Source organism: Cupriavidus sp. IDO (genome assembly GCF_000812465.1).
In the GTDB taxonomy this organism is placed as follows: Bacteria; Pseudomonadota; Gammaproteobacteria; order Burkholderiales; family Burkholderiaceae; genus Cupriavidus.
In genome coordinates, this window is the sequence record NZ_JWMA01000055.1 from 53,492 (window position 1) to 76,157 (window position 22,666).

The 22,666-nt window shown below is 63.2% G+C and carries 30 protein-coding genes and 1 tRNA gene; 10 read left to right on the forward strand and 21 right to left on the reverse strand.

Annotated features, from left to right (window positions below):
- Nucleotides 1-20: 20 nt before the first annotated feature.
- Entirely contained in the window at nucleotides 21-1,256 is a 1,236-nt protein-coding gene (locus RM96_RS17575) for a pyridoxal phosphate-dependent aminotransferase (RefSeq protein WP_039012629.1), read from the reverse strand.
- A 321-nt stretch (nucleotides 1,257-1,577) separates the two neighbouring features.
- On the opposite strand from RM96_RS17575, the gene RM96_RS17580 reads away from it, so the two are divergent.
- From RM96_RS17580 to RM96_RS17600, 5 genes are all read left to right on the forward strand, one after another.
- A complete protein-coding gene (locus RM96_RS17580; RefSeq protein ID WP_039012398.1) occupies nucleotides 1,578-1,967 on the forward strand; it encodes an Mth938-like domain-containing protein in 390 nt (129 codons plus the stop codon).
- A 144-nt stretch (nucleotides 1,968-2,111) separates the two neighbouring features.
- A complete protein-coding gene (locus RM96_RS17585; RefSeq protein WP_039012401.1) occupies nucleotides 2,112-2,576 on the forward strand; it encodes a peroxiredoxin in 465 nt (154 codons plus the stop codon).
- A 364-nt stretch (nucleotides 2,577-2,940) separates the two neighbouring features.
- Complete coding sequence (locus RM96_RS17590) at nucleotides 2,941-4,644, forward strand: PhoH family protein (protein WP_039012403.1); 1,704 nt, start codon at nucleotides 2,941-2,943, stop codon at nucleotides 4,642-4,644.
- A gap of 146 nt (nucleotides 4,645-4,790) precedes the next feature.
- Nucleotides 4,791-5,273: a hypothetical protein gene (locus tag RM96_RS17595; protein ID WP_039012404.1), complete on the forward strand. Its 483-nt coding sequence runs from the start codon at nucleotides 4,791-4,793 to the stop codon at nucleotides 5,271-5,273.
- Between the two features lie 47 nt (nucleotides 5,274-5,320).
- A complete protein-coding gene (locus RM96_RS17600) occupies nucleotides 5,321-6,010 on the forward strand; it encodes a C40 family peptidase (protein WP_039012406.1) in 690 nt (229 codons plus the stop codon).
- A 73-nt stretch (nucleotides 6,011-6,083) separates the two neighbouring features.
- Here the strand turns inward: RM96_RS17600 and RM96_RS17605 are convergent, their stop codons facing one another.
- The 8 genes from RM96_RS17605 to RM96_RS17640 all read right to left on the reverse strand — a co-directional run bounded on the left by RM96_RS17605 (nucleotide 6,084) and on the right by RM96_RS17640 (nucleotide 12,172).
- The gene (locus RM96_RS17605; protein ID WP_039012410.1) at nucleotides 6,084-7,091 is read right to left on the reverse strand and encodes an inorganic phosphate transporter; all 1,008 of its coding nucleotides are present in this window, start codon (nucleotides 7,089-7,091) and stop codon (nucleotides 6,084-6,086) included.
- 12 nt (nucleotides 7,092-7,103) lie between these two features.
- The gene (locus RM96_RS17610) at nucleotides 7,104-7,730 is read right to left on the reverse strand and encodes a DUF47 domain-containing protein (RefSeq protein ID WP_039012411.1); all 627 of its coding nucleotides are present in this window, start codon (nucleotides 7,728-7,730) and stop codon (nucleotides 7,104-7,106) included.
- Nucleotides 7,731-7,923: 193 nt separating this feature from the next.
- Nucleotides 7,924-9,315 (reverse strand): replicative DNA helicase, encoded by a 1,392-nt coding sequence (locus RM96_RS17615; protein ID WP_039012413.1) that lies wholly within the window; start codon nucleotides 9,313-9,315, stop codon nucleotides 7,924-7,926.
- 221 nt (nucleotides 9,316-9,536) lie between these two features.
- Entirely contained in the window at nucleotides 9,537-9,989 is a 453-nt protein-coding gene (gene rplI / locus RM96_RS17620; RefSeq protein WP_039012414.1) for a 50S ribosomal protein L9, read from the reverse strand.
- Between the two features lie 36 nt (nucleotides 9,990-10,025).
- Nucleotides 10,026-10,304, reverse strand: a complete 279-nt coding sequence (gene rpsR / locus RM96_RS17625) for a 30S ribosomal protein S18 (protein ID WP_006163606.1) — start codon at nucleotides 10,302-10,304, stop codon at nucleotides 10,026-10,028.
- Between the two features lie 3 nt (nucleotides 10,305-10,307).
- Entirely contained in the window at nucleotides 10,308-10,607 is a 300-nt protein-coding gene (gene priB, locus RM96_RS17630) for a primosomal replication protein N (RefSeq protein WP_039012419.1), read from the reverse strand.
- Nucleotides 10,608-10,696: 89 nt separating this feature from the next.
- The gene (gene rpsF, locus RM96_RS17635) at nucleotides 10,697-11,071 is read right to left on the reverse strand and encodes a 30S ribosomal protein S6 (protein ID WP_039012420.1); all 375 of its coding nucleotides are present in this window, start codon (nucleotides 11,069-11,071) and stop codon (nucleotides 10,697-10,699) included.
- A gap of 102 nt (nucleotides 11,072-11,173) precedes the next feature.
- Nucleotides 11,174-12,172 carry an asparaginase gene (locus tag RM96_RS17640; RefSeq protein WP_039012421.1) on the reverse strand — a complete coding sequence of 333 codons (999 nt, stop codon included), beginning with the start codon at nucleotides 12,170-12,172 and terminating at the stop codon, nucleotides 11,174-11,176.
- A 210-nt stretch (nucleotides 12,173-12,382) separates the two neighbouring features.
- Between RM96_RS17640 and lexA the strand changes: the two genes are divergently transcribed.
- Nucleotides 12,383-13,039 carry a transcriptional repressor LexA gene (gene lexA / locus RM96_RS17645; RefSeq protein WP_039012422.1) on the forward strand — a complete coding sequence of 219 codons (657 nt, stop codon included), beginning with the start codon at nucleotides 12,383-12,385 and terminating at the stop codon, nucleotides 13,037-13,039.
- A 108-nt stretch (nucleotides 13,040-13,147) separates the two neighbouring features.
- Complete coding sequence (locus tag RM96_RS39380; RefSeq protein ID WP_193752474.1) at nucleotides 13,148-13,318, forward strand: hypothetical protein; 171 nt, start codon at nucleotides 13,148-13,150, stop codon at nucleotides 13,316-13,318.
- 125 nt (nucleotides 13,319-13,443) lie between these two features.
- Here the strand turns inward: RM96_RS39380 and RM96_RS17650 are convergent, their stop codons facing one another.
- The 5 genes from RM96_RS17650 to RM96_RS38660 all read right to left on the reverse strand — a co-directional run bounded on the left by RM96_RS17650 (nucleotide 13,444) and on the right by RM96_RS38660 (nucleotide 16,773).
- Nucleotides 13,444-13,752 (reverse strand): hypothetical protein, encoded by a 309-nt coding sequence (locus RM96_RS17650; RefSeq protein WP_082016585.1) that lies wholly within the window; start codon nucleotides 13,750-13,752, stop codon nucleotides 13,444-13,446.
- Nucleotides 13,753-13,918: 166 nt separating this feature from the next.
- On the reverse strand, nucleotides 13,919-14,671 hold the full coding sequence (locus RM96_RS17655; RefSeq protein ID WP_039012424.1) for an exonuclease domain-containing protein: 753 nt from the start codon (nucleotides 14,669-14,671) through the stop codon (nucleotides 13,919-13,921).
- Nucleotides 14,672-14,690: 19 nt separating this feature from the next.
- Nucleotides 14,691-15,239, reverse strand: a complete 549-nt coding sequence (locus RM96_RS40000) for a hypothetical protein (RefSeq protein ID WP_063925995.1) — start codon at nucleotides 15,237-15,239, stop codon at nucleotides 14,691-14,693.
- Between the two features lie 289 nt (nucleotides 15,240-15,528).
- Entirely contained in the window at nucleotides 15,529-16,407 is an 879-nt protein-coding gene (locus tag RM96_RS17665) for a lipid A biosynthesis lauroyl acyltransferase (protein WP_039012425.1), read from the reverse strand.
- Nucleotides 16,408-16,663: 256 nt separating this feature from the next.
- Nucleotides 16,664-16,773, reverse strand: a tRNA-His gene (locus tag RM96_RS38660).
- 380 nt (nucleotides 16,774-17,153) lie between these two features.
- On the opposite strand from RM96_RS38660, the gene RM96_RS17670 reads away from it, so the two are divergent.
- Both RM96_RS17670 and RM96_RS17675 read left to right on the forward strand, forming a co-directional pair.
- Nucleotides 17,154-17,435, forward strand: a complete 282-nt coding sequence (locus RM96_RS17670; protein ID WP_039012426.1) for a hypothetical protein — start codon at nucleotides 17,154-17,156, stop codon at nucleotides 17,433-17,435.
- A gap of 104 nt (nucleotides 17,436-17,539) precedes the next feature.
- The gene (locus RM96_RS17675; protein WP_039012427.1) at nucleotides 17,540-17,797 is read left to right on the forward strand and encodes a hypothetical protein; all 258 of its coding nucleotides are present in this window, start codon (nucleotides 17,540-17,542) and stop codon (nucleotides 17,795-17,797) included.
- Between the two features lie 1,164 nt (nucleotides 17,798-18,961).
- Here RM96_RS17675 and RM96_RS17685 read toward each other — a convergent pair.
- Nucleotides 18,962-19,486, reverse strand: coding sequence for a hypothetical protein (locus tag RM96_RS17685; protein WP_152624138.1), 525 nt, complete (start codon nucleotides 19,484-19,486; stop codon nucleotides 18,962-18,964).
- Nucleotides 19,487-19,781: 295 nt separating this feature from the next.
- Here RM96_RS17685 and RM96_RS17690 point away from each other — a divergent pair, with 295 nt between their 5' ends.
- Entirely contained in the window at nucleotides 19,782-19,979 is a 198-nt protein-coding gene (locus RM96_RS17690; RefSeq protein WP_039012430.1) for a hypothetical protein, read from the forward strand.
- A gap of 30 nt (nucleotides 19,980-20,009) precedes the next feature.
- Here RM96_RS17690 and RM96_RS17695 read toward each other — a convergent pair whose 3' ends face one another.
- The 6 genes from RM96_RS17695 to RM96_RS17720 are packed head-to-tail and all read right to left on the reverse strand — an operon-like array spanning nucleotide 20,010 to nucleotide 22,526.
- Nucleotides 20,010-20,267 carry a hypothetical protein gene (locus RM96_RS17695; RefSeq protein WP_039012431.1) on the reverse strand — a complete coding sequence of 86 codons (258 nt, stop codon included), beginning with the start codon at nucleotides 20,265-20,267 and terminating at the stop codon, nucleotides 20,010-20,012.
- Nucleotides 20,264-20,665, reverse strand: a complete 402-nt coding sequence (locus RM96_RS17700; RefSeq protein ID WP_052279561.1) for a hypothetical protein — start codon at nucleotides 20,663-20,665, stop codon at nucleotides 20,264-20,266. Before RM96_RS17700 ends, RM96_RS17695 begins: the two co-directional genes overlap by 4 nt.
- Nucleotides 20,649-21,143: a hypothetical protein gene (locus RM96_RS17705; RefSeq protein WP_039012432.1), complete on the reverse strand. Its 495-nt coding sequence runs from the start codon at nucleotides 21,141-21,143 to the stop codon at nucleotides 20,649-20,651. The genes RM96_RS17700 and RM96_RS17705 overlap by 17 nt, the downstream gene beginning before the upstream one ends.
- A 59-nt stretch (nucleotides 21,144-21,202) precedes the next feature.
- On the reverse strand, nucleotides 21,203-21,586 hold the full coding sequence (locus tag RM96_RS17710; RefSeq protein ID WP_039012433.1) for a hypothetical protein: 384 nt from the start codon (nucleotides 21,584-21,586) through the stop codon (nucleotides 21,203-21,205).
- Nucleotides 21,583-22,140, reverse strand: a complete 558-nt coding sequence (locus RM96_RS17715) for a glycoside hydrolase family 19 protein (RefSeq protein ID WP_039012434.1) — start codon at nucleotides 22,138-22,140, stop codon at nucleotides 21,583-21,585. The genes RM96_RS17710 and RM96_RS17715 overlap by 4 nt, the downstream gene beginning before the upstream one ends.
- Nucleotides 22,137-22,526 (reverse strand): hypothetical protein, encoded by a 390-nt coding sequence (locus tag RM96_RS17720; protein ID WP_039012435.1) that lies wholly within the window; start codon nucleotides 22,524-22,526, stop codon nucleotides 22,137-22,139. The genes RM96_RS17715 and RM96_RS17720 overlap by 4 nt, the downstream gene beginning before the upstream one ends.
- Nucleotides 22,527-22,666: the final 140 nt, after the last annotated feature.

Below are 22,666 nucleotides of genomic sequence, written 5' to 3' on the forward strand. Positions count from 1 at the left end.
GGTTGCGGCGCGGCCCGCGATCAGGCCGCTGCCTTGCCGTGGCGTTTTCGGTACGCCTCCAGGAAGCGCGCGATGCGGCTGATGGCCTCGCGCAGGTCTTCCTCGTGCGGCAGGAATACGATGCGGAAATGGTCGGGCCTGGCCCAGTTGAAGCCCGAGCCCTGCACCAGCAGCACCTTGGACTCCTGGAGCAGTTCGTAGATGAACTCCTGGTCGTCCTGCACCGGGTACATCGACAGGTCCAGCTTGGGGAACAGGTAGAGCGCCGCCTTGGGCTTGACGCAGCTGACGCCCGGGATGGCGGTGATCAGCTCATAGGCCAGGTCGCGCTGGCGGCGCAGGCGCCCGCCTTCCGCAACCAGGTCGTTGATGCTCTGGTAGCCGCCCAGCGCGGTCTGGATCGCCCATTGGCCCGGCACGTTGGCGCACAGGCGCATCGACGACAGCATGTTCAGGCCCTCGATATAGTCGAGCGCCGGACGCTTGTCGCCCGAGACCACCATCCACCCCGCGCGGTAGCCGCACGACCGGTAATTCTTGGACAGGCCGTTGAAGGTCACCGTGAGCACGTCGGTCGACAGCGAGGCGATCGAGGTATGGGTGTGACCGTCATACAGGACCTTGTCATAGATCTCGTCGGCGAAGATGATCAGGCCGTGCTCGCGCGCGATGGCGACGATCTCAAGCAGCAGCTCGTCCGAATACAGCGCCCCGGTGGGGTTGTTCGGGTTGATGATGACGATGGCCTTGGTATGCGGCGTGATGCGGGCCCGGATATCGTCCGGGTCGGGCATCCAGTCGTTCGACTCGTCGCAGATATAGTGCACCGGCGTGCCGCCGGACAGGCTCACCGCGGCGGTCCACAGCGGGTAGTCGGGCGCCGGCACCAGCACTTCGTCGCCGCTGTTGAGCAGCGCGTTCACCGACATCACGATCAACTCGGACGCGCCGTTGCCGACATAGATGTCTTCCAGCCCGACGCCCTGGATATTTTTTTGCTGGGTGTAGTGCATGATCGCCTTGCGCGCGGCAAAAATGCCCTTGGAATCGGAATAACCTGCCGAATTTGGCAGGTTTCGCATCATGTCCTGCTGAATCTCTTCCGGGGCATCAAAACCGAATACGGCCAGGTTGCCGATATTCAGCTTGATGATCTTGTGCCCTTCTTCCTCCATCTGCTTGGCCTTTTCCAGTACCGGGCCGCGGATGTCGTAGCAAACATTATTGAGTTTGTTGGATTTCTGGATGGGTTTCACGGCGATGTCGGCGGAGGCGAATGAGTGCCGCGGCAGCGGCAGCAAACAAGGGAATCTGGGCGAACCTGAGCGAAAGCGGGGGCGCCGTCCGCTGCGGTGCAACGCGAACGTGGCAGACGGGGAGGCAAAAGCTATAATTTATCGGATTATGACAGACTTCGGCAGGGATTCTTGCATTGCAGCGTGCACCCGAGGCACGCGCCGAGAACGCCGGCGACCGGCCGGCAAGCCCTGCCACCAACCCGCTGCCCGCCCGCGCTGTGGCCGCCCGTCCCGCGGGCCGGACCGGCTGCCTGCGGCGGGCGCCTCCGAGGCCCCCAATTGAAACTCCACGCCGACCAGCCCCAGACACTCAATACGGTCACCGCCTACGGGCCGGGATACATCGAAATCAACCTGGTACGTCACACCACTTCCGTGCTGGTCATGCCCGAGGGCGAGATCCAGCCGTGGCCGGTCAGCCGTTTCGAGGACCTGGAACCGGCCCATTTCGAGGCCCTGGCCGAACTGGGCCCCGAAGTGGTGCTGCTGGGTACCGGCTCGCGCCTGCGCTTCCCGCACCCGCGGCTGACGGCTTCCCTGACGGGCCGCCATGTGGGCGTGGATGCCATGGATCTGCAGGCAGCATGCCGTACCTACAATATCCTGATGGCCGAGGGCCGCAAGGTGGCTGCCGTGCTGCTGGTCGAACCCGAAGCCCCGGCCGCCTGAACCGTCGCCGGAGCGGGCGCCCGCCCGCCGCAATGAAAGTTGAGTCAACGCCACGCTTGAAGTCTTCCGGTGCGCCCCAATCTGCTCGCGCTATGGCGGCAGCCCCTCTCCGATTCCTGCCCCCTCCTCCAGGAGCCACTAAGCATGACAGTCAGTCTCAACAAGGCCGTACCGGACTTCAGCGCGCCGATGACCGGCGGCGCCACGTTCAGCCTCGCCGCCCAGCGCGGCAAGACGGTGGTCCTGTACTTCTACCCCAAGGACAACACCCCCGGCTGCACCACCGAGGCCATGAACTTCCGCGACCAGTACGACGACTTCGTCAAGGCTGGCGTGCATGTCTTCGGCATCTCGCGCGACAGCATGAAGTCGCATGAGAACTTCAAGGCCAAGCTGGAGTTGCCATTCGAGCTGATCTCGGATGCCGACGAAGCGGTCTGCACGCTGTTCGATGTCATCAAGATGAAAAAACTCTATGGCAAGGAGTACCGCGGCATCGAACGCAGCACCTTCATCATCGACGGCAAGGGCATCCTGCGGCACGAAATGCGCAGCATCAAGGTGCCCAATCATGTCGACGAAGTCCTGGAAATCGTAAAAGGGCTCTGATCCGGGATGCCATCCGCAGGTGGCGTTGGCGCAGCCGCGACACACCGCAGCACGGTGGCGTGGCAAGCGATTGCCAAACCGAAATCCTTCGGATACATTGGGCCGTAATGAGTTCAGATTCCGGATGCCACGCTGTTTCGACTTCCCGGCCCAGGCGGTTCGCGCCACAGGCCGGTAGCGGACCTGCCGTGTCGCCGGTCCGCGAAGAAGCCGCCTTACCTGTCTTGCAGGGATGGCGGCTTTTTTGTTTGTCCGCGCCGGATGCCTCGCGCATGCATGCCCCGGCCAGCGGTCGCGCCTCGAATCACTGGCGCGATGCGGACACCACCGCCCCCTTCCCGTCCCCCTGAAAGGAAAGCCAAGCATGCCGCTGCCTACCATGCCCGCCAAGCCTGCCCAATTGCTGGATCCGAGCGAATTTGCTCCGGTCTCCGTGGTGCCCAAGGCCAAATCCGCCGCACAGGGGAAGAAACCCGTGCCGGCACTTGAGCGCGTGGCATTGCTGGAAACCGGTGAATCGAAAGCGCCCGATGTCACGGCGCGCGCCGCCGGTGGCACACGCGCCCGCTCCACCGAAACACCCGCCGCGCCGGTTGCACCGGTCAGCGCCGCGCCGGTCAGCCTGGTCAAACCGGCCACCGGCACCACGCGCCGCACGCGCAAGGCCGAGGGCCCGAGCAAGCTGTTCGTGCTCGATACCAACGTGCTGATGCACGACCCGGCCTCGCTCTTCCGCTTCGAGGAACACGACATCTATCTGCCGATGATGACGCTCGAAGAGCTGGACAACCACAAGAAGGGCATGAGCGAAGTCGCGCGCAACGCCCGCATGGTGAGCCGCACGCTCGATTCGCTGGTGGGCGGCACCGACGGCGTGCTCGACGAGGGCCTCCCGCTGGCCAAGCTTGGCAACCGCGACGCGCAGGGCAAGCTGTTCTTCCAGACCCGGCTGAACGATATCAAGCTCCCCGAGGGCCTGCCGCAAGGCAAGGCCGACAACCAGATCCTGGGCGTGGTCAGCGCGCTGCAGCAGCAATACCCCGAGCGCCAGGTGGTGCTGGTGTCGAAAGACATCAACATGCGCATCAAGGCGCGCGCCCTTGGCTTGCCCGCCGAGGACTACTTCAACGACCAGGTCCTGGAAGACAAGGACCTGCTCTATGCGGGCGTAATGCAACTGCCCGGCGACTTCTGGGCCAGACATGGCAAGGGCGTGGAAAGCTGGCAGGACCCGAAGTCCGGTGCGATGTTCTACCGCCTGACGGGCCCGCTGGTGCCGTCGTTCCTGGTCAACCAGTTCGTCTACCTGGAGCCGGTGGACGGCAGCCTGCCGTTGTATGCCCAGGTCAAGGAAATCAATGGCAAGACCGCGCTGCTGCAGACGCTCAAGGACTACACGCACCACAAGAACAACGTGTGGAGCGTGACCGCCCGCAACCGCGAGCAGAACTTCGCGCTCAACCTGCTGATGAACCCGGACATCGACTTCGTCACGCTGCTCGGCCAGGCCGGTACCGGCAAGACCCTGCTGGCGCTGGCGGCGGGCCTTGAGCAGGTGCTGGACCAGAAGCAGTACAACGAGATCATCGTCACCCGTGCCACGGTGCCGGTGGGCGAGGACATCGGCTTCCTGCCCGGCACCGAGGAAGAGAAGATGCAGCCGTGGATGGGCGCCTTCGACGACAACCTCGAAGTCCTGCAAAAGAGCGACGACAGCGCCGGCGAATGGGGCCGGGCTGCCACCCAGGAGCTGATCCGCTCGCGCATCAAGGTCAAGAGCATGAACTTCATGCGCGGCCGCACCTTCGTCAACAAGTTCGTCATCATCGATGAGGCGCAGAACCTGACGCCGAAGCAGATGAAGACCCTGGTGACGCGGGCCGGCCCCGGTACCAAGATCATCTGCCTGGGCAATATCGCGCAGATCGATACGCCGTACCTGACCGAAGGCTCGTCCGGCCTGACCTATGTGGTGGACCGCTTCAAGGGCTGGAGCCACAGCGGCCACATCACGCTGGCACGCGGCGAACGCTCGCGCCTGGCGGACCACGCCGGCGACGTGCTTTAAGTCACCAGCACATCATCATCCTGCAAGCCAAGACAGCCGACGCCTCCCCGGGCGCCGGCTGTCTTGACTTGCGGGCCTCCGTTTTCCGGTTATGATTTCCGCGTGTTCTCTCGTATTCCCTCGTATCCAGTCGATTGGAGGTATCGATGAACAACCAGCATTGGCCCGACAGATACCGCACCCGCAGCGATAGCCTGGCGCGCGCCGTGGCCAGCCCTCACCTGCGGAGGCAACAGCTGGTCCTCGCCGCGCTGGTCGGAGCCGGCATCGCGCTGGCCGCTTCCTGGCGCCCTGCGCATGCGGGCGAAGATATGGTGATCCGCACCATGGGCCCGGTCAGCTATGTCTGCGGTGGCATCGCGGAAGACGAGCGCAAACAGCTTGCCGCGCAGGAGAAGAGCTTCAATATGGGCATCCTGTTCACGCAGGGCGCCGAAGGCGAATACCTGTCCGACGTCGCCGTACGCCTGATCCGCGACGAGCAGGAGGTCGCCTCCTTCAGGGCCGCAGGGCCGCGCTGCCTGATACGTGCGCCGGAAGGCAGCTACAATATCGAAGCCAGTTACAAGGGCCAGGCCAAGTCCATCAAGATCAGCACCGGCACCCGCAACGCCCAGCTTCGCTGGTAGCGGCATGGTCGCCGGCGCAAGCAAGGCCCGGCGACCGGATCAAGAGGATGCCCCTGCGCCGTACCACCCTTCGTCCTATCCTGAACCTGCGCCCGCAGGCTGCGCTCGCCTCGGCGCGCTTTCCGCTGCTTTGTGCAACGGTTCTGTTGCTGGCCGCCTGCGCCGCGAGCCCGCCCTCCCGTCACGGCGCTCTGCCGCGCACGCCCGGTAAACCGATGATCGATCCCAGCGCCGGGCTCGAGGAGATCTCGATCCAGGCCATGTCGCTGGTCGGCACGCCATACCGCTACGGCGGCAACACGCCCGATGCAGGCTTTGACTGCAGCGGACTGGTCCGCTATGTGGTTTCCCGCGCCGCCAACGTAAACCTGCCGCGCACGACAGAGGCCATGGGCGAGCGCGGAACCGCACTCGATCGCAGCGAAGTCGCCTCGGGCGACCTGGTGTTCTTCAATACGACCGGCCGCGCCAACTCGCACGTCGGCATCTATGTCGGCCAGAACCGCTTCGTGCACGCCCCCTCCACCGGCGGCACGGTGCGGCTGGAGGACATGGGCAAGTCCTACTGGGCGTCGCGCTACAACGGCGCGCGGCGCGTGGTGGCGGCGATCAACCAGCCACCCTTGCCCGCGCCGGCACCCTTGCCTGCGGTGCCCGCTGCCCCGCTGCCGGCGCCGGAAGCGCCACCACCGCCTTCGGACGACGACGATCCCATCGCCGCCTTCGCCAACCGTTGATCTGACGAGGGGAGCCAAAAACAACAAAGCCAGGCAGCGCCTGGCTTCGTTGTTCATGTGGAGATGGCCGGACTCACAGGATCTGGCGGCCGATCCACCACGCAATCGCTGCCATGAAGGCCGAGGCCGGGATCGTCAGCACCCAGGCCCAGACGATATTGCCAGCCACGCCCCAGCGCACCGCCGACATCTTCTGCGCCGAACCCACGCCAACGATGGCGCCGGTAATCGTGTGCGTCGTCGACACCGGCACGCCCAGCGCCGAGGCGAAGAACAGCGTCAGCGCGCCGCCCGTTTCCGCACAGAAACCGCCGACCGGCTTGAGCTTGGTGATCTTCTGGCCCATGGTCCGCACGATCCGCCAGCCGCCGAACAGCGTACCCATGCCGATCGCCACGTAGCAGCTCGCGATCACCCAGATCGGCGGCTCGCCGCCCGCGGCAACGTGGCCGCTGGCGATCAGCAGCATCCAGATAATGCCGATGGTCTTCTGCGCATCATTGCCGCCGTGCCCCAGGCTGTACAGCGATGCCGAGGCCAGCTGCAGGCGGCGGAACCAGCGGTCCACGCGCGACGGCGGCGTGCGGAAGAAGGTCCAGCCCACCACCACCATCATCAGCGAGCCGAGGATGAACCCCAGCAGCGGCGAGATCAGGATAAAGGCCACGGTCTTCAGCAACCCGCTGCCGACCAGCGCGCCGGTGCCGGCCTTGGCCACCGCCGCACCCACCAGCCCCCCGATCAGCGCGTGGGACGACGACGACGGAATCCCGTAATACCAGGTGATGACGTTCCAGGCGATGGCGCCCATCAGCGCCCCGAATATGACGTAGTGGTCAACGATGTGGACGTCGATGGTGCCGGTGCCGACGGTCGCCGCCACCTTAAGGTGGAAGATGAAGATCGCGACAACGTTGCACATGGCGGCCATCGCCACCGCGTGGTGCGGCTTGAGCACGCCCGTGGACACCACGGTGGCGATCGAGTTGGCGGCGTCGTGAAAGCCGTTCATGAAGTCGAACAGCAGCGCGAGCGCTACCAGCAGGGCGATCACCCACAGGCTCATTTGAATGGTCTGCATGCCGATTCCGCCTCAGGCGTTTTCCAGGACGATGCCTTCGATGATGTTGGCAACGTCCTCGCACTTGTCGGTGATCGTCTCGAGCTGCTCGTAGATGGCCTTCAGCTTGATCAGGCGCTTCACGTCGGTCTCCTCGCGGAACAGCTTCGACATCGCGGAACGCATCACGCGGTCGGCTTCGGATTCGAGCTGGTCGATCTGCTGCGCCGTCTTCAGGATGGTGCTGGCGTTGCCCATGTCTTCCAGCAGGCCGACGGCGATCTTGACCTGATCGCAGCACTGCACGCAGATTGCAGCCAGGCGGCGCGCTTCATCGGTCAGGCTGGTGACGTCGTACAGCGAGATGGTCTCGGCCACGTCTTCCATCAGGTCCAGGATGTCATCCATGGTCGTGATGAGCTTGTGGATTTCATCGCGGTCCAGCGGCGTGATGAACGTCTTGTGCAGCAGGTCGATGGTGTCGTGGGTAATGCGGTCGGCCTTCTTCTCGGTGGCCTGGACCCGGCGGGCATGCGCCTCGGCATTGGGCAGGTCGTTGACCAGCGCCTCCAGCTCATGGGCGGCAGTCACCGCGCAGTCGGCATGCTGGTTGAAATACTCGAAAAACTTGCCCTCGGTGGGCATGAATCGGCCGAACATGGAATGTTCCTTGTCGAAGCGCGAAGGCGCTGCTGAGTTTGTTGCTGGATGGTGCGAACGCACTACAAGACAGCCGCCTTGTCAGGCGGCTGTCATCAAAGCGCAATATTTTACAGGGTTGTGAACGCAATGCCCGTCGATTTGACGCAAACGAGACGACCAGGTGCAACCTGGTGCAACGGGCTTGACTTCGTCAGTTGTCGTTGTCGAAGAAGGCGGGGCCGCCGCTGAAGTTGTCGAACTTCGTGAACTGGCCGAGGAAGGTCAGGCGCACGGTGCCGATCGGGCCGTTACGCTGCTTGCCGATGATGATCTCGGACGTGCCCTTGTCCTGGGAGTCCGGGTTATAGACTTCATCGCGATAGATGAACAGGATCACGTCGGCATCCTGTTCGATAGCGCCGGATTCTCGCAAATCGGACATCACCGGACGCTTGTTCGGGCGCTGTTCCAGGCTTCGGTTGAGCTGCGACAGCGCGATGACCGGACAGTTCAGTTCCTTGGCCAGGCCCTTGAGCGAACGCGATATCTCGGAAATTTCCGTCGCGCGGTTCTCGCCGCCGCCGGAACCTGACATCAGCTGGAGGTAGTCGATGATGATCAGGCCAAGCTGCCCGCACTGACGCGCCAGGCGCCGCGAACGGGCACGGAGTTCCATCGGGTTCAGCGCCGGCGTTTCGTCGATGAACAGCTGGGCATCGTTCATGCGCTGGATAGCATGCGTCAGCCGCGGCCAGTCCTCGTCCAGCAGGCGCCCGGTACGCAACCGGTGCTGGTCGAGGCGGCCCACCGAGCCGAGCATACGCATGGCCAGCTGGGTGCCCGCCATTTCCATCGAGAACACGGCCACCGGCAGACCTTGCTCCACGGCCACGTGCTCGCCGATGTTCAGCGAGAACGCCGTCTTACCCATCGACGGGCGGCCGGCCACGATGATCAGATCGCCCGCCTGCATGCCGCTGGTCATCTTGTCCAGATCGATGAAGCCGGTCGGCACGCCGGTCACGTCCGTGTTGGAATCGCGGTGGTACAGCTCGTCGATGCGCTCGACCACCTGGGTCAGCAGCGGCTGGATCTCCTGGAAGCCCTTCTGGCCGCGCGAGCCCTCTTCGGCAATTGCGAAGACCTTGGACTCGGCCTCGTCGAGCAACTCGCGGACTTCGCGCCCCTTCGGCGCAAAGGCCGCCGATGCGATATCGTCGGCCACCGTCACCAGCTTGCGCAGCACCGAGCGTTCGCGCACGATTTCCGCATAGCGCCGGATATTGGCCGCGCTCGGCGTGTTCTGCGCCAGCGAATTGAGGTAGGCCAGCCCGCCCACTTCTTCGGCCTTGCCGGCCACCTGCAGCATTTCGTAGACGGTAATGACGTCGGCAGGTTTAGTGGCGGAGATCAGCCGGGCAATGCTCTGGAAGATCAGGCGATGGTCGAATCGATAGAAATCCGCTTCGGACAGGAAATCGGCAATACGGTCCCAGGCGGCGTTATCCAGCAGCAGGCCGCCGAGAACCGATTGCTCGGCTTCGATGGAGTGCGGTGGGACCTTGAGACTGTCGAGTTGGGGATCGGCGACGGGCGCGTTCATGGGGTGGGATTATAACGGCGGGCGGACGCTCATCGCCGGACATTTGATCGCAACAATCCGGAGACAGCCCTTGACACGCATGGTTGTGGCGTAAGCAGAACCGTTCGCCGGCCGCTCAGTCCGTGTGCGGACAATAAAAAAAGGCAGGAGCATGGCTCCTGCCTTTCCTGCTTCGGCTGACAGACGGACAGACCGGCTGCCGGCAGAGGCGCTGTCGCGTCTTAGACCTGATCGCCCAGGACCGACACGGTCACGTCGACCACGACGTCCGTGTGCAGCGCAACGGTGACCGGGTGGTCGCCAACGACCTTCAGCGGGCCGTTCGGCAGACGAACCTGCGCCTTTTCAACCTTGAAGCCTTGGGCACCCAGGGCATCGGCGATGTCGGCGTTGGTCACGGAACCGAACAGGCGGCCGTCCACACCCGACTTCTGGGTGATCTGGACGGTCAGGCCGTTCAGCTTCTCGCTTTCGGCTTGCGCGGCGGCGAGCTTCTCGGCGGCGGCCTTTTCCAGCTCGGCGCGCTTGACTTCGAATTCGGCGATCGCGGTTTGCGTAGCGCGGCGGGCCTTCTTGCTCGGGATCAGGAAGTTACGGGCGTAACCGTCCTTCACGCGAACGATGTCACCCAGGTTGCCCAGGTTGATGACTTTTTCCAGCAGAATAATTTGCATCGTGTTCTCTCCTTTACGGACCTATGGCCTGGACTATCAGTTCTTGTGCAGGTCGGTGTACGGCATCAGCGCGAGGAAACGCGCGCGCTTGATGGCCGTATCCAGCTGACGCTGATAGTGGGCCTTGGTACCGGTCAGGCGGGCCGGCGTGATCTTGCCGTTGTCGCCGATGAAGTCCTTCAGGGTGTCCAGATCCTTGTAGTCGATCTGTTCCACGCCAGCCACGGTGAAGCGGCAGAAGCGCTTGCGCTTGAACAGCGGGTTCTGTTGCTGGAAGCGCTTCTTGTTCTTGTTGTCACGTTTGACGAATGCCATGATTCAATCCTTTACGAATGCTTTACATCCGGTGATGTGAAAGACGAGAGCCTTGCTGTTGCGGTGCTTGCGGGCGAGGAATCCTTCGCAGTCGAGCAGCGTGCCGAGCGGTAGCCGCTCCAGCCGCTGGCCCACCGGGCCGATTCCCATCGCTGCGATTGCAAACTCGACCTGGCGCGGCGTTTCCGCCTCGACGGCCTCGCCGGCGTACTGCAGGATGCAGTTCACGACGGGCACCCCGGCCGGGGTATAGCGAAGGGCATCGCGTTCCGCCAGGGTGGCGGCAAGCCGAAGCTGGTTCAACGCGGGGCCTCTTGCTGTTTGCAATCCTTGCTGTTTACACCCGTGCCGCGGCTGACGCTGTCAGCCATGGCACGCACCGCAGTCCGCACTCAGGCGGCCTGGCCTTCGGTGGTCGTTTGCGCGGCCTTGCGGGCTTCTTCGCGCTGCACTTCCTTCATCATCGGCGAAGGAGCGGTCTCAGCCTTCTTGGTCTGCACGATCAGGTGGCGCAGGACGGCATCGTTGAACTTGAACGCGTGCTCGAGTTCGGCCAGGGTGTCCTTGCCGCATTCGATGTTCAGGCAAACGTAGTGAGCCTTGGCCAGCTTCTGGATCATGTAAGCCATCTGGCGACGGCCCCAGTCTTCCACGCGGTGAACCTGGCCGTTTTGCGACGTGACCAGCGTCTTGTAACGCTCGATCATGGCCGGCACTTGTTCGCTCTGGTCCGGATGGACGATAAATACGATTTCGTAATGACGCATTGACGCTCCTTTTGGATAAGCCACCCGGGCGTCACAGTCCGGTGTAGCAAGGTTGAATAGCCTTAAAGTATAGCCCGGATATTGACAACCCCGCAAGTCCGTTCATGCGCCCGCGAAGACGGCCTGCAGCCTGGCGGGGTCAGCGGCCAGCCCCGGCTCATTCGCCAGCGCCATCGCGAGCAGAACCCGTGCCTTATAAGGATTGAGGTCGGCGGCAGACACAAAGAGCCCATCGGCCGGTCGCGGAACTGCCGGAAACGCCACATGGCCGGCACCCGTGCGGGAACTGCGAACGACGGCCACCCCGGCGCTATTGGCGTCCACCAGCGCCTCTGCCAGCGTTTCATGGATTGAGCCATTGCCGGCGGCGGCCACCACCAGCCCCCGCACGCCTGCCGCCACCATGGCGTCGATTGCCACCCGCCCCGGTTGCGCATAGCTGGCCACGATCTCTACCTCCGGCCAGCTGGCAGGCATCGGCATGACGGCATGCGCCTGGCGTGCAGGCGCATGTGCAAACCGCGCATAGTCGTCCTGCACAAAGCCGAGCGGGCCGGCCAGCGGAGAAACAAAGGCGTCTACCGCCGAGGTGTGCGCCTTGGTGACATCGCGTGCGGCATGGATCTGCTGGTTCAGCACGACCAGCACGCCCTTGCCCGCCGCATCCGGATGACTTGCCACCCGGACCGCATCGAGCAGGTTGAGCGGCCCGTCCGCCGACAGCGACGTCGACGGACGCATCGCAGCCGTCAGCACCACCGGTACCGCGCACGGCAGCGACAGGTGCAACGCCATCGCCGTTTCCTCCAGCGTATCGGTGCCATGCGTGATAACAATGCCGGCCACATCCGCCTGCGCAGACCAGTGCACCACGCGCGCCGCCAGCGTCGACCACAGCGAAAACGACATGTCCTTGCTGTCGACCTGGGCCACCTGCTCCGCTTCGATCCGCGCCACCGAGTTCAACGCCGGAACCGCGGCCAGCAACGAAGCCACCGGCACCGTTGCCGCCTGGTAGTGCGCGCTGCTGGCGGGGTTGCTGGAAGCGCCGGCAATGGTGCCGCCGGTGGCGAGCACAACGATTCGAGGCAGATGAGGCATGGGGGCTGAAGGGAGGTGGAAGAATGCCGCCGATTGTAACCGTGGCACTGCCGCATGCCCTCACAAACGCAGGCCATCATTCAGGTCGATACGATGACTCGGAAATTCTGCTTGCACTTGGTCTGATACTGTATAAAATCACAGCATACTGTTTAAACATACAGTGCCCAGTCCAGCAACCTGTGGACGAATGCACGAACCGGCGATCCCATGGCGACCCTGACACCCCGGCAGCAGCAGATTTTCGATCTGATCCGCAACACGATCCGCCATACCGGCTTTCCGCCTACACGTGCCGAGATTGCTGCGGAGTTCGGCTTCTCCTCGCCCAATGCCGCGGAAGAACATCTGCGGGCGCTGGCACGCAAGGGCGTGATCGAGCTGACCCCGGGCGCGTCGCGCGGCATCCGCCTGAAGGTGGCGCGCAGCGATTCGGAGATGCCCGACCAGTTCTCGCTGCCGATGGCCGGCGTGCTGCAGCTGACGCTGCCGCTGGTTGGCCGCGTGGCCGCTGGCAGCCCCATCCTTGCCGCCGAGCATATCGACCGCCAGTACCAGGTCGATGCTTCCGTCTTCGACGAGCGCCCTGACTACCTGCTGCGCGTGCGCGGGCTGAGCATGCGCGATGCCGGCATCCTCGACGGCGACCTGCTGGCCGTGCGCCGTGCAAGTGAAGCGGCAAACGGCAAGATTGTCGTGGCCCGGCTGGGCGACGACGTCACCGTCAAGCGCCTGCAACGCCGGGGCGGCCATATCGAACTGATCGCGGAGAACCCGGACTTCCCGAATATCGTCGTGGAGCCCGGCCGCGAGGAATTCTCGCTGGAAGGCATTGCCGTCGGACTGATCCGCTCTTCCGGCTTCTGACCTGCCGGCAGGCATTGCCTGCCCCGGGCCACCCGCTTCCATTGCTTTGCTGACGCCGCCCGGCTCGCCGGGTGTTGACCCCGCTTTGCCCAAAAAAGAGGTGTAGCCATGCCGCAAATCCACCACGCCGCCGCCCGCCGTCCAGTCAAGCCGGTGCCCTTCCGCCAGTCGAAAGGCGTGCGTATCTACCAGGGCGCGCAACGCCGCACCATGGTTGGCAGCATGGCCGCGATCTGCCGCATGCTGGAACTGGACGAGCCAGCCAAGCTCGCTGCCTGAGCGGGACAGTTGCCAGAGATGGCGATTCCCCCTGGGTAGCCGCGCCAACGTGGCGCGCATCCATTCCAGGTCGCAAAGAAAAAGACCCGCATCGGCGGGCCTTGGAGATAGGCCGGAAGGGCGCCTCAGGTCCGTGCACAGGCCTTGGTTTCGGCATCGAGTTCATGGGGGCTCAGTTGCGGGAACCAGGCGCCGGTCTTGCGCAGCTCGATGGACGTTCCGTCGGCCTTGACGCCCAGGGACACGAGATACACATAGTCGAACTGCCCGGCCGAGGTCCGGTTGCCGATGCCGATTTCCACGCGGCCATCCGGGTATGTCACAACACTGGTGTCATCGCCGAGATTATTGCGCAGGCACTGGGCCACCTCATTCAGCTTGACCTGCGTGACCATGCGCTTGGCCGGCAGTGCACGGATATCCTTCGCCGACATGCTCGTCGCGCAGCCAGCCAACAGAATGGATAGCGCCAAGCTACCCGAGACAATCTTCGCCCGACCCGACATGACAACCCTTCAATGAATGCGAGGCGGGTATGGTACAGGACAGCCAGCGTTCGCGAAGACCATGACGGCCGTCAGGTCACGCGGTTGCGGCCGGTTACCACCGCAGCAGATCTGGCCAGATAAGCACCGCAGCTACGCCGACGACCATCATCGCCACAAGCATCAGCGCGCGGACGGGGCCATCGTTGCGTTCCGGCGCGGCCTTCGGCAGCCATGGATCGGCGGGTTCCGCGCGCTCGTTTGGCTCGATCAATGGCGCAGGCGCCACAACCTGGACCATCGTCGGGGTAGCCGGCACGAAGTCGGACTGAGCCAGCAGATTGGCCATATGGGTGCCCGCCCTCTCGCTGGTGCCGGTGCGCAAAAAGAGGACTTTCGCCAGGGACAGGCAATCGTCCAGCGCAATTTGCGGGCGAGGCCGGAATATCCCGAGGTGATCGCAGATCGTGTCGAGCTTGTGGTTCGGCACCTGGTAGTACTGGGCCCACTTGAGCTGCCGGATCGAGCAACGCCAGCGCCTGGCCGGAATGCCGGGCAGCACGGTCGCCAGCATCCTGGCCGTGAAATCGGCACCGTGGGCAACCAGCACGTCGGCGGCGTCGAGAATCGCGTTGACGGCATCCATGTCGAATCGCTTGCCGCGAAGCATCTCGATGGTCATCCCGTGGACACCGGTGGAAGCCGGCTCAACGGGGACGTCTGGCTCCCGCGAGCCATAGTAGCTGTCAACCTCCCGTACGAGCGAGCCCAGCCGGGGGGCTACCTCCACAAGCAGTAAGCCTATGCTGATGGGCTCATCCGCAGGGGTGAGTCCAGTTGTCTCGGTGCTTACGATCGCGACCAGCATATGGCCTCCAGGCCCGGTGCTACCTGGCTACCCCGCAACTCTGGCCAGCACAGGCGTACTCCCTGGTCATGCCGCCCATGCAGTTCACCTGATAGGTATCGCCGGCCTGGCTGGTGCCGGTCACGAGGGCGTGCCCCACCGGCATGCACATGTCGCGCTGCGCCAGGGCTTCGACAGTTGCCGAATATCGCCCCGGCTGGGGCGCAGGCGCCATTTCCGGCTGCGCCGCCCTTGCCGCGACCGTTTGCGAGACACAGCCGCGCTGCGCACTCAACGCCTGCAGGGCCGCCGCACGCGCCGAGGCATTCTCCGTGGCAGCGTTCCGCTCCAGCGCATTGCCGATGCCGAAGTCGCCCAGGAAGGCAAGGATCGAGCGGGCATCGAACTGGCTTTCCTGGTCGATCTGCTGCCGGAAGCCGCTGACCCTGGCCTGCTCAAGCGCAATCTCGCGGCAAGTCATGGCCTGGCGCTCAAATTCGGTCACCGTGCCGACCCGCCCATAGTGTTTTGTCGCGCAGCCCTGGAGGACGAGCAGGCAGAGGCCGACGACCACGATTCCTCGGTACATGCGCGTCTCCCGCCTGTAGTTTTCCCGGAAGAGTAGTCCGCGGGAGGCAAGCGGCATATCCGCCATACAGCCTAGCCGGGCCGGACCACGGCCGGCAACGCCGGCTTTCATCGGACGGGATGGCGGGTGGAAACCAAAAGAATGAGGGAGGGCCGCCACCCTTGCTCAAGATGCTCACAATTGCTGACGGTTGATCGCGCCTCAGACGTTTGCAGTTGCTTGCTTGCCCAATGCGAGAACCCGCGGCATGCGGGCAGCGTGCGTCTTCAAACGTGCCGGTATTCGCCGATCAGTACACGGGCGACATGCCAACGGGTCGATTCTTGAATCGCCGGTGGATCCAGTAATACTGCTCCGGCATGGTCGCGATCTGCGCTTCCAGGAAGGCGTTCATGCGCCGGGAATCCTCTTCCACGCTACCTGAAGGGTAGCCCTCAAGCGCGTCGAACACGCGCAGGCGGTAGCCGCGGTAGTCAGGCAGCACCTCGGTGGTAAAGGGCACCACGCGCGCACCGGTGATGCTGGCCAGGCGCGAGGCCGAGGTCAGCGTGCAGGCGGGCACGCCGAAGAACGGCACGAATACAGAATCGGGGGTACCGAAGTCCATGTCCGCAGCCAGCATCACGGGGCAGCCCGCGCGCAGCGCACGCACCACCTGCTTGCCGCTGCCGCTGCGCGGGATCATCTCGGCGCCGAAGCGGCCGCGCTGCGCTAGCGAGATCGCCTCCAGCAACGGACTCGACATCCGGGAGTATAGCGACGCCACCGGATGGCGCATCGAATAGAACATGCAACCGGCCTCGATGCCGACGAAGTGAAAGCCAAGGAAGATGGTTGGCTGTTCCGAGCAGGCAGCCAGGTCGATGCGGGTGTCCAGCTCGATCAGCTTGCCCAGGCGCTCGGCGTTGCCGAACCATTGCACGCCGCGCTCGAGGTAGCTGCGCAGGACGTGGCCGAAGTGATTCCGTGCCAGCTGTTGGCGCGTGTCTTCGTCCATGTCCGGGAAGCACAGCATCAGGTTGGTAAGGACGATACGGCGGCGGCGACTGGGAATGCGGTAGAGCAGCTTGCCGATCGCATCACCCAGGCGTGCGGTCACGCCATATGGCAATGCGGCAAGAAGCTTGAAAGCAGCAGTGGTCAGCGCGGCCTGGAGCCGGTAGGTCATGGAGATCCTGTGGAGCGGTGCTGCGGCGATGGGACGTCGGCCCTGGCGGGCGACTGCGCAGCAGTGGTTCGGCGCCACAGGCTCGTGGCGGGCGGGATGCACGCGAATGCGATAAGAGCGATGCCCGCCGGCCCCGGGTGGGGCGACACTTGGCGAAGCACGGTGCATGTCGGGCCTGAACTGGCAGGGCAGCCCGCGTTGGAGGCGGAAAGAAAAACAGCCACTTTATAAGTGGCTGTCTTCTAAGAAAGATTCTTGGGGTGGCTGATGGGACTCGAACCCACGACGACAGGAATCACAATCCGGCACTACAAGTCACTTTTTAGATTATAACTCAGATACTTAGCTTTCCGATTTTCCAACCACGCGGAAAAGTCACCCCCAGTGTTTATGCGGCTCTCCGGGTGCCCGTTGGAAAATTTTGGCCCTCCCCTTGCGACATGCTTGCCGGTCTATATACTGTACATTTATACAGTGCCAGTGAGCCGCGCAACATGTCACCCGAACCCGCAAATTGCCCCCTCTGCTCCGCCGCTGCCGAGCGCATGCGCGCCGCGACACGCGGCTTCCGCTACACCTGTCCGAGCTGCGGCACCTTCCATATCAGCAGCAGAGCCCTGACCTGCCGGAATGACATTCCAGCTTCGGCCCGAGAGGATGTCCGGAGGCTGCGCTCTTATGGTCACGCGCCCCAGATCGAAGTCTCGCCCGATGGCGTCCGCATCGTCCCTGGCCGGAGCTGATCGATGGGCAACAGCAAGAATGCTTCCGGCTGCCAATTTCCGTCTGGCACCGCGCAGGCCGACGCCGGCAACGGCATCCTCGCGCAGATCCGCGGTGACATCATTTCAGACGTTAAGCGCCTTCTCCCGCCGCCCACGACTGAAGGACAGCGGCAGGAAGTCCTGATGGAAGTGGACGGCATCGGTCCGGTCCGTTTCTATGCCCAGGTCAACAAGGTTCGGCACCACAAGCACTCGCATCTGTATTGGGCCGCCTATCGGGCCGAGCCCGTCGAAGCCTCGTGATAGAAAAATCTGCGCGAACGAGCGGATTCTGACCAAAAAGCTAGCTGTCAGACAGAAATCTGTGCGAGCGCAAAGATTTCGAGAGCCCACTACAAGCACCAATCATGACGCCCACCACCATCTTTCTTGAGGCCCACTACTTCGGCGATGACAGCGAAGAGTTGAGGCTACCCTGCGAGGCAGTTGCAGCGGCGGCCGGCTACCTGGTCGTCGCCGGAATGGAGGCGCGCCACCTGCGTGCGCTCAAATGGCGACCAGACTACTTGTCGTATTGGTACGATGGCCAGCTGCTACGCCTCGCTGTCGGGCCGTGGGTGGCCCTGGACGAGAAAACGGTCCGCTTCACGCTCCGGCAGCCATAGGCACGTCAGTTACCATGACGGACTCTGCCCCGCATCCCGGAGACCGAGATGGGCACGAACTACGCCCCCAGTGCAGCGCCAGGTCCTGCGGGACATTTTCGGCATCGAGCCGCCCAGCGGCCGGATGAAAGGCCGGACTATGCAGCACCGATGGTGCGCGCGAACCCGACCGGCCAGAGGACAGCATCCTGGCCGCATTCTAGGGGCTGTCGTTTAGCTTTCTATGATGCGTCTGGAGCGGAATCGCTAGGTAACTTGCGCCTAAGGAAAAATGCAACCAGCTGTGCGTCAAGCCGCAACCTTGCCGACGGGGTCATGCTTGCAACCCGATTGCCCTGATCAATTGCGCCCCGATCAACGGCTCGGATCCCCCTAAGATCCGCTACGCACGTTCCCAGCGACGGTATATCCGGCAAAGGCATGAAATGGTACAGCAACTGCCCAAGGATGTCCCTGTGCAGCTGCTCATCATTCCCGAGCGCGGAAAGACGCTTGATCGGCGCAACTATGACACGCGGATTTTCCCGAGGCTTGTCCAGCTCGCAATCATGGGACACCACGATCACATCAGTGATTGCGCCCTTTGCGAGCGCGAACAGATTCCCAGACGTCTTTGCTGCATTTGTTGGCTCACCCGCTGAATACCCTTTCAAACCGCCTTTTAGCGTCACAGGTGACAAGTACTCGGTGGGATGAGCCTGCGTAAACAGTGGAACCCCAACAACGATGTCACTGTATGAAAGCTGTTGATGGAGCCCATCACCCCACCAAGTAGTGTCATTCACAGGCAATCAGATAAAAGGGGGGATCTCGTACCTACGCTCAGGCTCTGGAAGCTGCTCCCATGAGCGAATCGCTGCCATCGATGCGCCCCAATATCCGGCGGGAACGTGGTCCGAACCATCCTCGGCTGAATGAGCGGCACGAAGATCAGTGCCGCGCTGCGCAATATAGGAGACTTCCGCTGCGGTAAACGCAGGAACGGAAGTCAAAGCCGTGGCCGACGCAACTATTGCCAAGCTAACCTTTGCTGCAACCTGCCGCCCTGTACGCGAAGCGTTGCGAACCACACGAGTTGCACGACCTCGAATGTGTCTAGTAAGGCCGCGTTCGACCCAAGCGCGCACATCGAAAGTTTCAAATCCATCCATTTGCAACTCCAATTCAATGCGACAGGAGACCGCCGGTACGGGTACGTTGCAACTCGTCCAACAAGGCATCGGCTAGCCCGATGCGCATCTCGACCCTCACAACCGGGTCTACCGCAAGTTTCTGTGTCGCAGAGACGTGCGCCATCGAAAACGCAGAGGCTTGATAAAAGTCAAAGCATGCCTCAAAACCGGCAAAGCTTGACGCTACCAGATTTGCTGCAAACGCCACAGTCTGATCAGGCTCATTATCAATCGATCTGAGCGCCTCAGAGGGCGCACCAACAGCGGCCATCAATTCTTTCACCGTCGGCTTCGGCATAGCCCCGATTGCATCCATGAAATGCTGCACACCTACAGGCGTCATCTTCACAACTAGCAAGGAGCGCAACTCGTTGCCGCTAATTCTTTCCTGTCCAAACAGCAAGTTCGTCACGCCGTCTCGAACCAGAACGGATGCTCGATCCGCCACATATCGCCGATCCGGCACCGGTGCACTCGCTAGGTCAATACCTACTGATACAGCGGTGAGGCCATTCACGCCAACGCTCTGCTGGACGCGAACATCAACGATAGCTCCCTCTCCGGGGCGATGCCTGTGGGAAGCAACCGCTGTCATAGTTCGATGTTTAGCCATAAGTGAAAATCATAGCACACCGCCTTCCAGCTACCCCCCCAGAATGCCCCCTCGAGCCAATGCTTTGCATGGCACCTCACCCACACACTTTCGAATTACGCCATAGTGCGCTTTGGAAGACAATACGCCCAGCGGGTTCAGGCGGTAGACTTGCGCGCTAGCCAGCACCCGCTCGCCCACCCCATTGCATGGAAGCCATATGCTCAGAATCGCCACTGCCTTCCTCATCACCACCGCACTTGCCGGCTGCGCGACGCCTGCCGTCTTCCGAGATCCGACCTCTGGCCAAGTGGCTCAATGCAACGCCACAACGCCGGGTATCTTTCCCATCATCGCGCAGCACGAGATTGATAACTGCTCGCTGGCATATGCCAAGATGGGTTGGGTGAAGCAGTAAGCTGGCGGGCGCCCGCGGTGCTAGCCCCGCTCAGCGGCACGCCTCGGCCGCCGCCCTCAGCCTGACTTCATACCCGGCGCGTAGCGCCAGCTCGGCCAGCGCCGCCCGGAACCACTCGAAGTCGCTGGCCGTGGCCGGCACATGCGCCAGCGGCCAGTCTGGCTCCGGAATGTCGGCCGTCTTGCACGGCACCGACACAGGCACCCTCACCTCTACCGGCTTTTCGACCACCTGCGGCACGGCCGCGCAACCAGCCAGCAGCAAACACAGCATCAGCGCGCGGGTCATGGGCGCTCCTTCACGAAGGTCAGGCGCAGACCGTGCAGCGACGCGCACTGGTCAGCGCCCGGAGTCTGCGCCTGCATCTTGCCGGCCAGAAGCGTGTACATGGACTGGGCAGCCTGGGCGTCGGCGTCGGCCTTCGCTGCTTGGTACTGCCGTAGCTTGGCCTGCGCCTCTAGGTCGGACACTGCGGCGTTCTGCTTGCCCAGCAAGCCGGACAGCTCGCGGTTGTCAGACTGCGCCTTGGCCAGATCAGTCTTGGCCTGCGCCAGCTCGGCGCGCGCCGCGTCCCGCTCGTGCCGATAGACCAGCACCGATGCGCCGGACAGCGCCAGGATGATCAGCACCGCGGCGAAGAAGATGCGGCCGGGCGTGGCGAAGATCGTCTTAAGCAGGGTCAGCATGGTGGATCACCTCCGTGGGCGAGAACTGGTAGCCCTCGACGGCATACCTTTGAAACAGGAATATCGGGAACGGCAATGTGTGAATGCCCTCGTCCTTACCTACGTGGTGGTCCTTACACAGAACCAGACCGTTGCAGCGCATATCGTCCACGAAGGCATAGGGGTCGGTGGCCGGGTCGAAATTGTCCCAATCGAACGCCTGCGCATGAGCGCCCCACAGGCCAGCCTTGCAGTCGAGCGCAAACAAGTCCCATGACCAACCGGTAGCCAGCGACCGCTCTACGGGGTGGTGATGGGCCTCCAACGGATGGCCGCTAGTCTCCGCAGTCCTGCCGCAGATGAAGCAGCACTTCTCGCGCGCCAGAAGTTCTAGCCGGGTGCGACGGAACAGCGACGTGGTGGTGCGCGCCTCATGTCCCGGGATTTCCACGTCCACGACCAGTGTTTCGTGCTCAAGATGGTTTTCGGTGACGGCCATAGGCCCTCCAGAAAGCAAAAGCCCCGCGCGCGGCGGGGCTTAGATGGGGATGAGGGAGGTCAGTCGAGGTCGGGAAGATCCACGGTCTGGCCTGCTAGCGCGTGCGTGCAGTCACCGAGGAAGATGATCTGGCCCGGCGCCGCGCCATTGCATCCGACGAACGAATGGCAGATGTGTTTCTTGGCCGGCACGCCGTCGCCCTGCCATTGATCCCAGTTGCTCAGTACGCTCGGCCCGAATACCGGGCGATCGAGATCGCCGTTGAAGCTCCAATGCGGCTTGCCTGCTACGTGCGGCGATTTTTCCGTTTCGCCGGGCGGTAGCCAATTCACCGGAAGGATGTGAACTCCAGATCCACGCGTGCCCGCGTCGCAACCTGGGCAAATCCACTTGATGCCGTAGAACCGCCCTTCGGTATCGCGGACAATCTTCGCTTTGCTCATGCCTTCACTCCCAACGCGACCTTCGCGCGCGCCCAGTACTTCAGCCGGTCATCCCACCCGTTCGGCAGGCCGGTGGCCTTGTTCCGCCCGTTGATGGCGATGCTCAGCGCCTTGAAATCGCCAGAGTCGGCGAAGCGGTTCAGGTTGTTCGTCTGCCAGTACCAGCCAGCGGACGCCGCGGCGGCCATCGGTTGCTCGAGCAGCTCTGGCATCGTGACTAGGTCGAGGCCAAGGCCGCGGCCGCAAAGAAGGTAGTTCTTCCGGCCGGTTATCTGGATCAAGCCGCGGCCAAGGAATCGGAATCCGTCGCCCGGCTGGGTGTTGCCGAGGTCCGCCCTACCCTCGTACCGGCGCTGGGTCTGCGTCGGGCCCCAGATCTCGCGCGTGTTGACCAACTGGCCCGACTCGTGCGCGACTTGCGCGAGGAACGCCGCCGCGCGCGTCGGCGTTTCGATGTCGAAGCGCGTCATGGCGTCCGTCAGCGGCAACAGGAACGTGTCCGCCCGCCTTCCGGCGCCTGGCATGATCGCCCGTAGGATGGCTGCCGTGATCATTGGCCAAGCCCCTTGCGCACGTCGGCAACCACGTCATCGAGGCTCGCGTCCTTACGCTTCTCGATGAAATTGAAGACCCATCTGACGATGGCCCAGGCTGGGAGCCCGCAGGCAAACACAAGCCCCAGCATGGCTACTAGGCCAAAGGGGTCGTGCGCCCACGACTGCAGGCCGAATCGCATAATGACCGCCGAGCCGCCGGCTATCGAGCCGACAACCGTGCTGGTCAATCCAACTGCCCACTCGCGGGGGCTACGCGGAGGTGTGATGCTCATGACGACGATGGAAGCTAAGCCCGCACCGATTGCACCAGCGCCTGCCGCGCCGCCCAGAAGTTTCCAGCCGGCTACTCCCGCAGCACTGCCGGCAGTGAATGGTTCGGACATGTTGAGACCCCGGTGTTTGCCCGCTCTATGGCGGAAATGAAAAAGCCCGCTGAAGCGGGCGATAAAGAAACTTGACTGATAGGCCCGTTGGGCCTACCATCATTCCTAGCGGTTGCGCATTCGCGCGACCCACTACAGCC

Coding starts and splice junctions, on each gene's coding strand:
- RM96_RS17640 (WP_039012421.1), bottom strand. CDS start 12,172: ATGCCTCATCTGCCTCGAATCGTTGTGCTCGCCACCGGCGGCACCATT.
- RM96_RS17705 (WP_039012432.1), bottom strand. CDS start 21,143: ATGGCCGTCACCGAAAACCATCTTGAGCACGAAACACTGGTCGTGGAC.
- RM96_RS17690 (WP_039012430.1), top strand. CDS start 19,782: ATGCTCAGAATCGCCACTGCCTTCCTCATCACCACCGCACTTGCCGGC.
- RM96_RS17655 (WP_039012424.1), bottom strand. CDS start 14,671: ATGCTGGTCGCGATCGTAAGCACCGAGACAACTGGACTCACCCCTGCG.
- RM96_RS17720 (WP_039012435.1), bottom strand. CDS start 22,526: ATGTCCGAACCATTCACTGCCGGCAGTGCTGCGGGAGTAGCCGGCTGG.
- RM96_RS17700 (WP_052279561.1), bottom strand. CDS start 20,665: ATGCTGACCCTGCTTAAGACGATCTTCGCCACGCCCGGCCGCATCTTC.
- RM96_RS17675 (WP_039012427.1), top strand. CDS start 17,540: ATGACGCCCACCACCATCTTTCTTGAGGCCCACTACTTCGGCGATGAC.
- RM96_RS17605 (WP_039012410.1), bottom strand. CDS start 7,091: ATGCAGACCATTCAAATGAGCCTGTGGGTGATCGCCCTGCTGGTAGCG.
- RM96_RS17615 (WP_039012413.1), bottom strand. CDS start 9,315: ATGAACGCGCCCGTCGCCGATCCCCAACTCGACAGTCTCAAGGTCCCA.
- RM96_RS17715 (WP_039012434.1), bottom strand. CDS start 22,140: ATGATCACGGCAGCCATCCTACGGGCGATCATGCCAGGCGCCGGAAGG.
- rpsF (WP_039012420.1), bottom strand. CDS start 11,071: ATGCGTCATTACGAAATCGTATTTATCGTCCATCCGGACCAGAGCGAA.
- RM96_RS17600 (WP_039012406.1), top strand. CDS start 5,321: ATGCCCCTGCGCCGTACCACCCTTCGTCCTATCCTGAACCTGCGCCCG.
- RM96_RS17650 (WP_082016585.1), bottom strand. CDS start 13,752: ATGTCGGCGAAGGATATCCGTGCACTGCCGGCCAAGCGCATGGTCACG.
- RM96_RS39380 (WP_193752474.1), top strand. CDS start 13,148: ATGCCGCAAATCCACCACGCCGCCGCCCGCCGTCCAGTCAAGCCGGTG.
- RM96_RS17585 (WP_039012401.1), top strand. CDS start 2,112: ATGACAGTCAGTCTCAACAAGGCCGTACCGGACTTCAGCGCGCCGATG.
- RM96_RS17710 (WP_039012433.1), bottom strand. CDS start 21,586: ATGAGCAAAGCGAAGATTGTCCGCGATACCGAAGGGCGGTTCTACGGC.
- rpsR (WP_006163606.1), bottom strand. CDS start 10,304: ATGGCATTCGTCAAACGTGACAACAAGAACAAGAAGCGCTTCCAGCAA.
- RM96_RS17590 (WP_039012403.1), top strand. CDS start 2,941: ATGCCGCTGCCTACCATGCCCGCCAAGCCTGCCCAATTGCTGGATCCG.
- RM96_RS17665 (WP_039012425.1), bottom strand. CDS start 16,407: ATGACCTACCGGCTCCAGGCCGCGCTGACCACTGCTGCTTTCAAGCTT.
- RM96_RS17670 (WP_039012426.1), top strand. CDS start 17,154: ATGGGCAACAGCAAGAATGCTTCCGGCTGCCAATTTCCGTCTGGCACC.
- RM96_RS40000 (WP_063925995.1), bottom strand. CDS start 15,239: ATGTACCGAGGAATCGTGGTCGTCGGCCTCTGCCTGCTCGTCCTCCAG.
- RM96_RS17610 (WP_039012411.1), bottom strand. CDS start 7,730: ATGTTCGGCCGATTCATGCCCACCGAGGGCAAGTTTTTCGAGTATTTC.
- RM96_RS17595 (WP_039012404.1), top strand. CDS start 4,791: ATGAACAACCAGCATTGGCCCGACAGATACCGCACCCGCAGCGATAGC.
- RM96_RS17695 (WP_039012431.1), bottom strand. CDS start 20,267: ATGACCCGCGCGCTGATGCTGTGTTTGCTGCTGGCTGGTTGCGCGGCC.
- rplI (WP_039012414.1), bottom strand. CDS start 9,989: ATGCAAATTATTCTGCTGGAAAAAGTCATCAACCTGGGCAACCTGGGT.
- lexA (WP_039012422.1), top strand. CDS start 12,383: ATGGCGACCCTGACACCCCGGCAGCAGCAGATTTTCGATCTGATCCGC.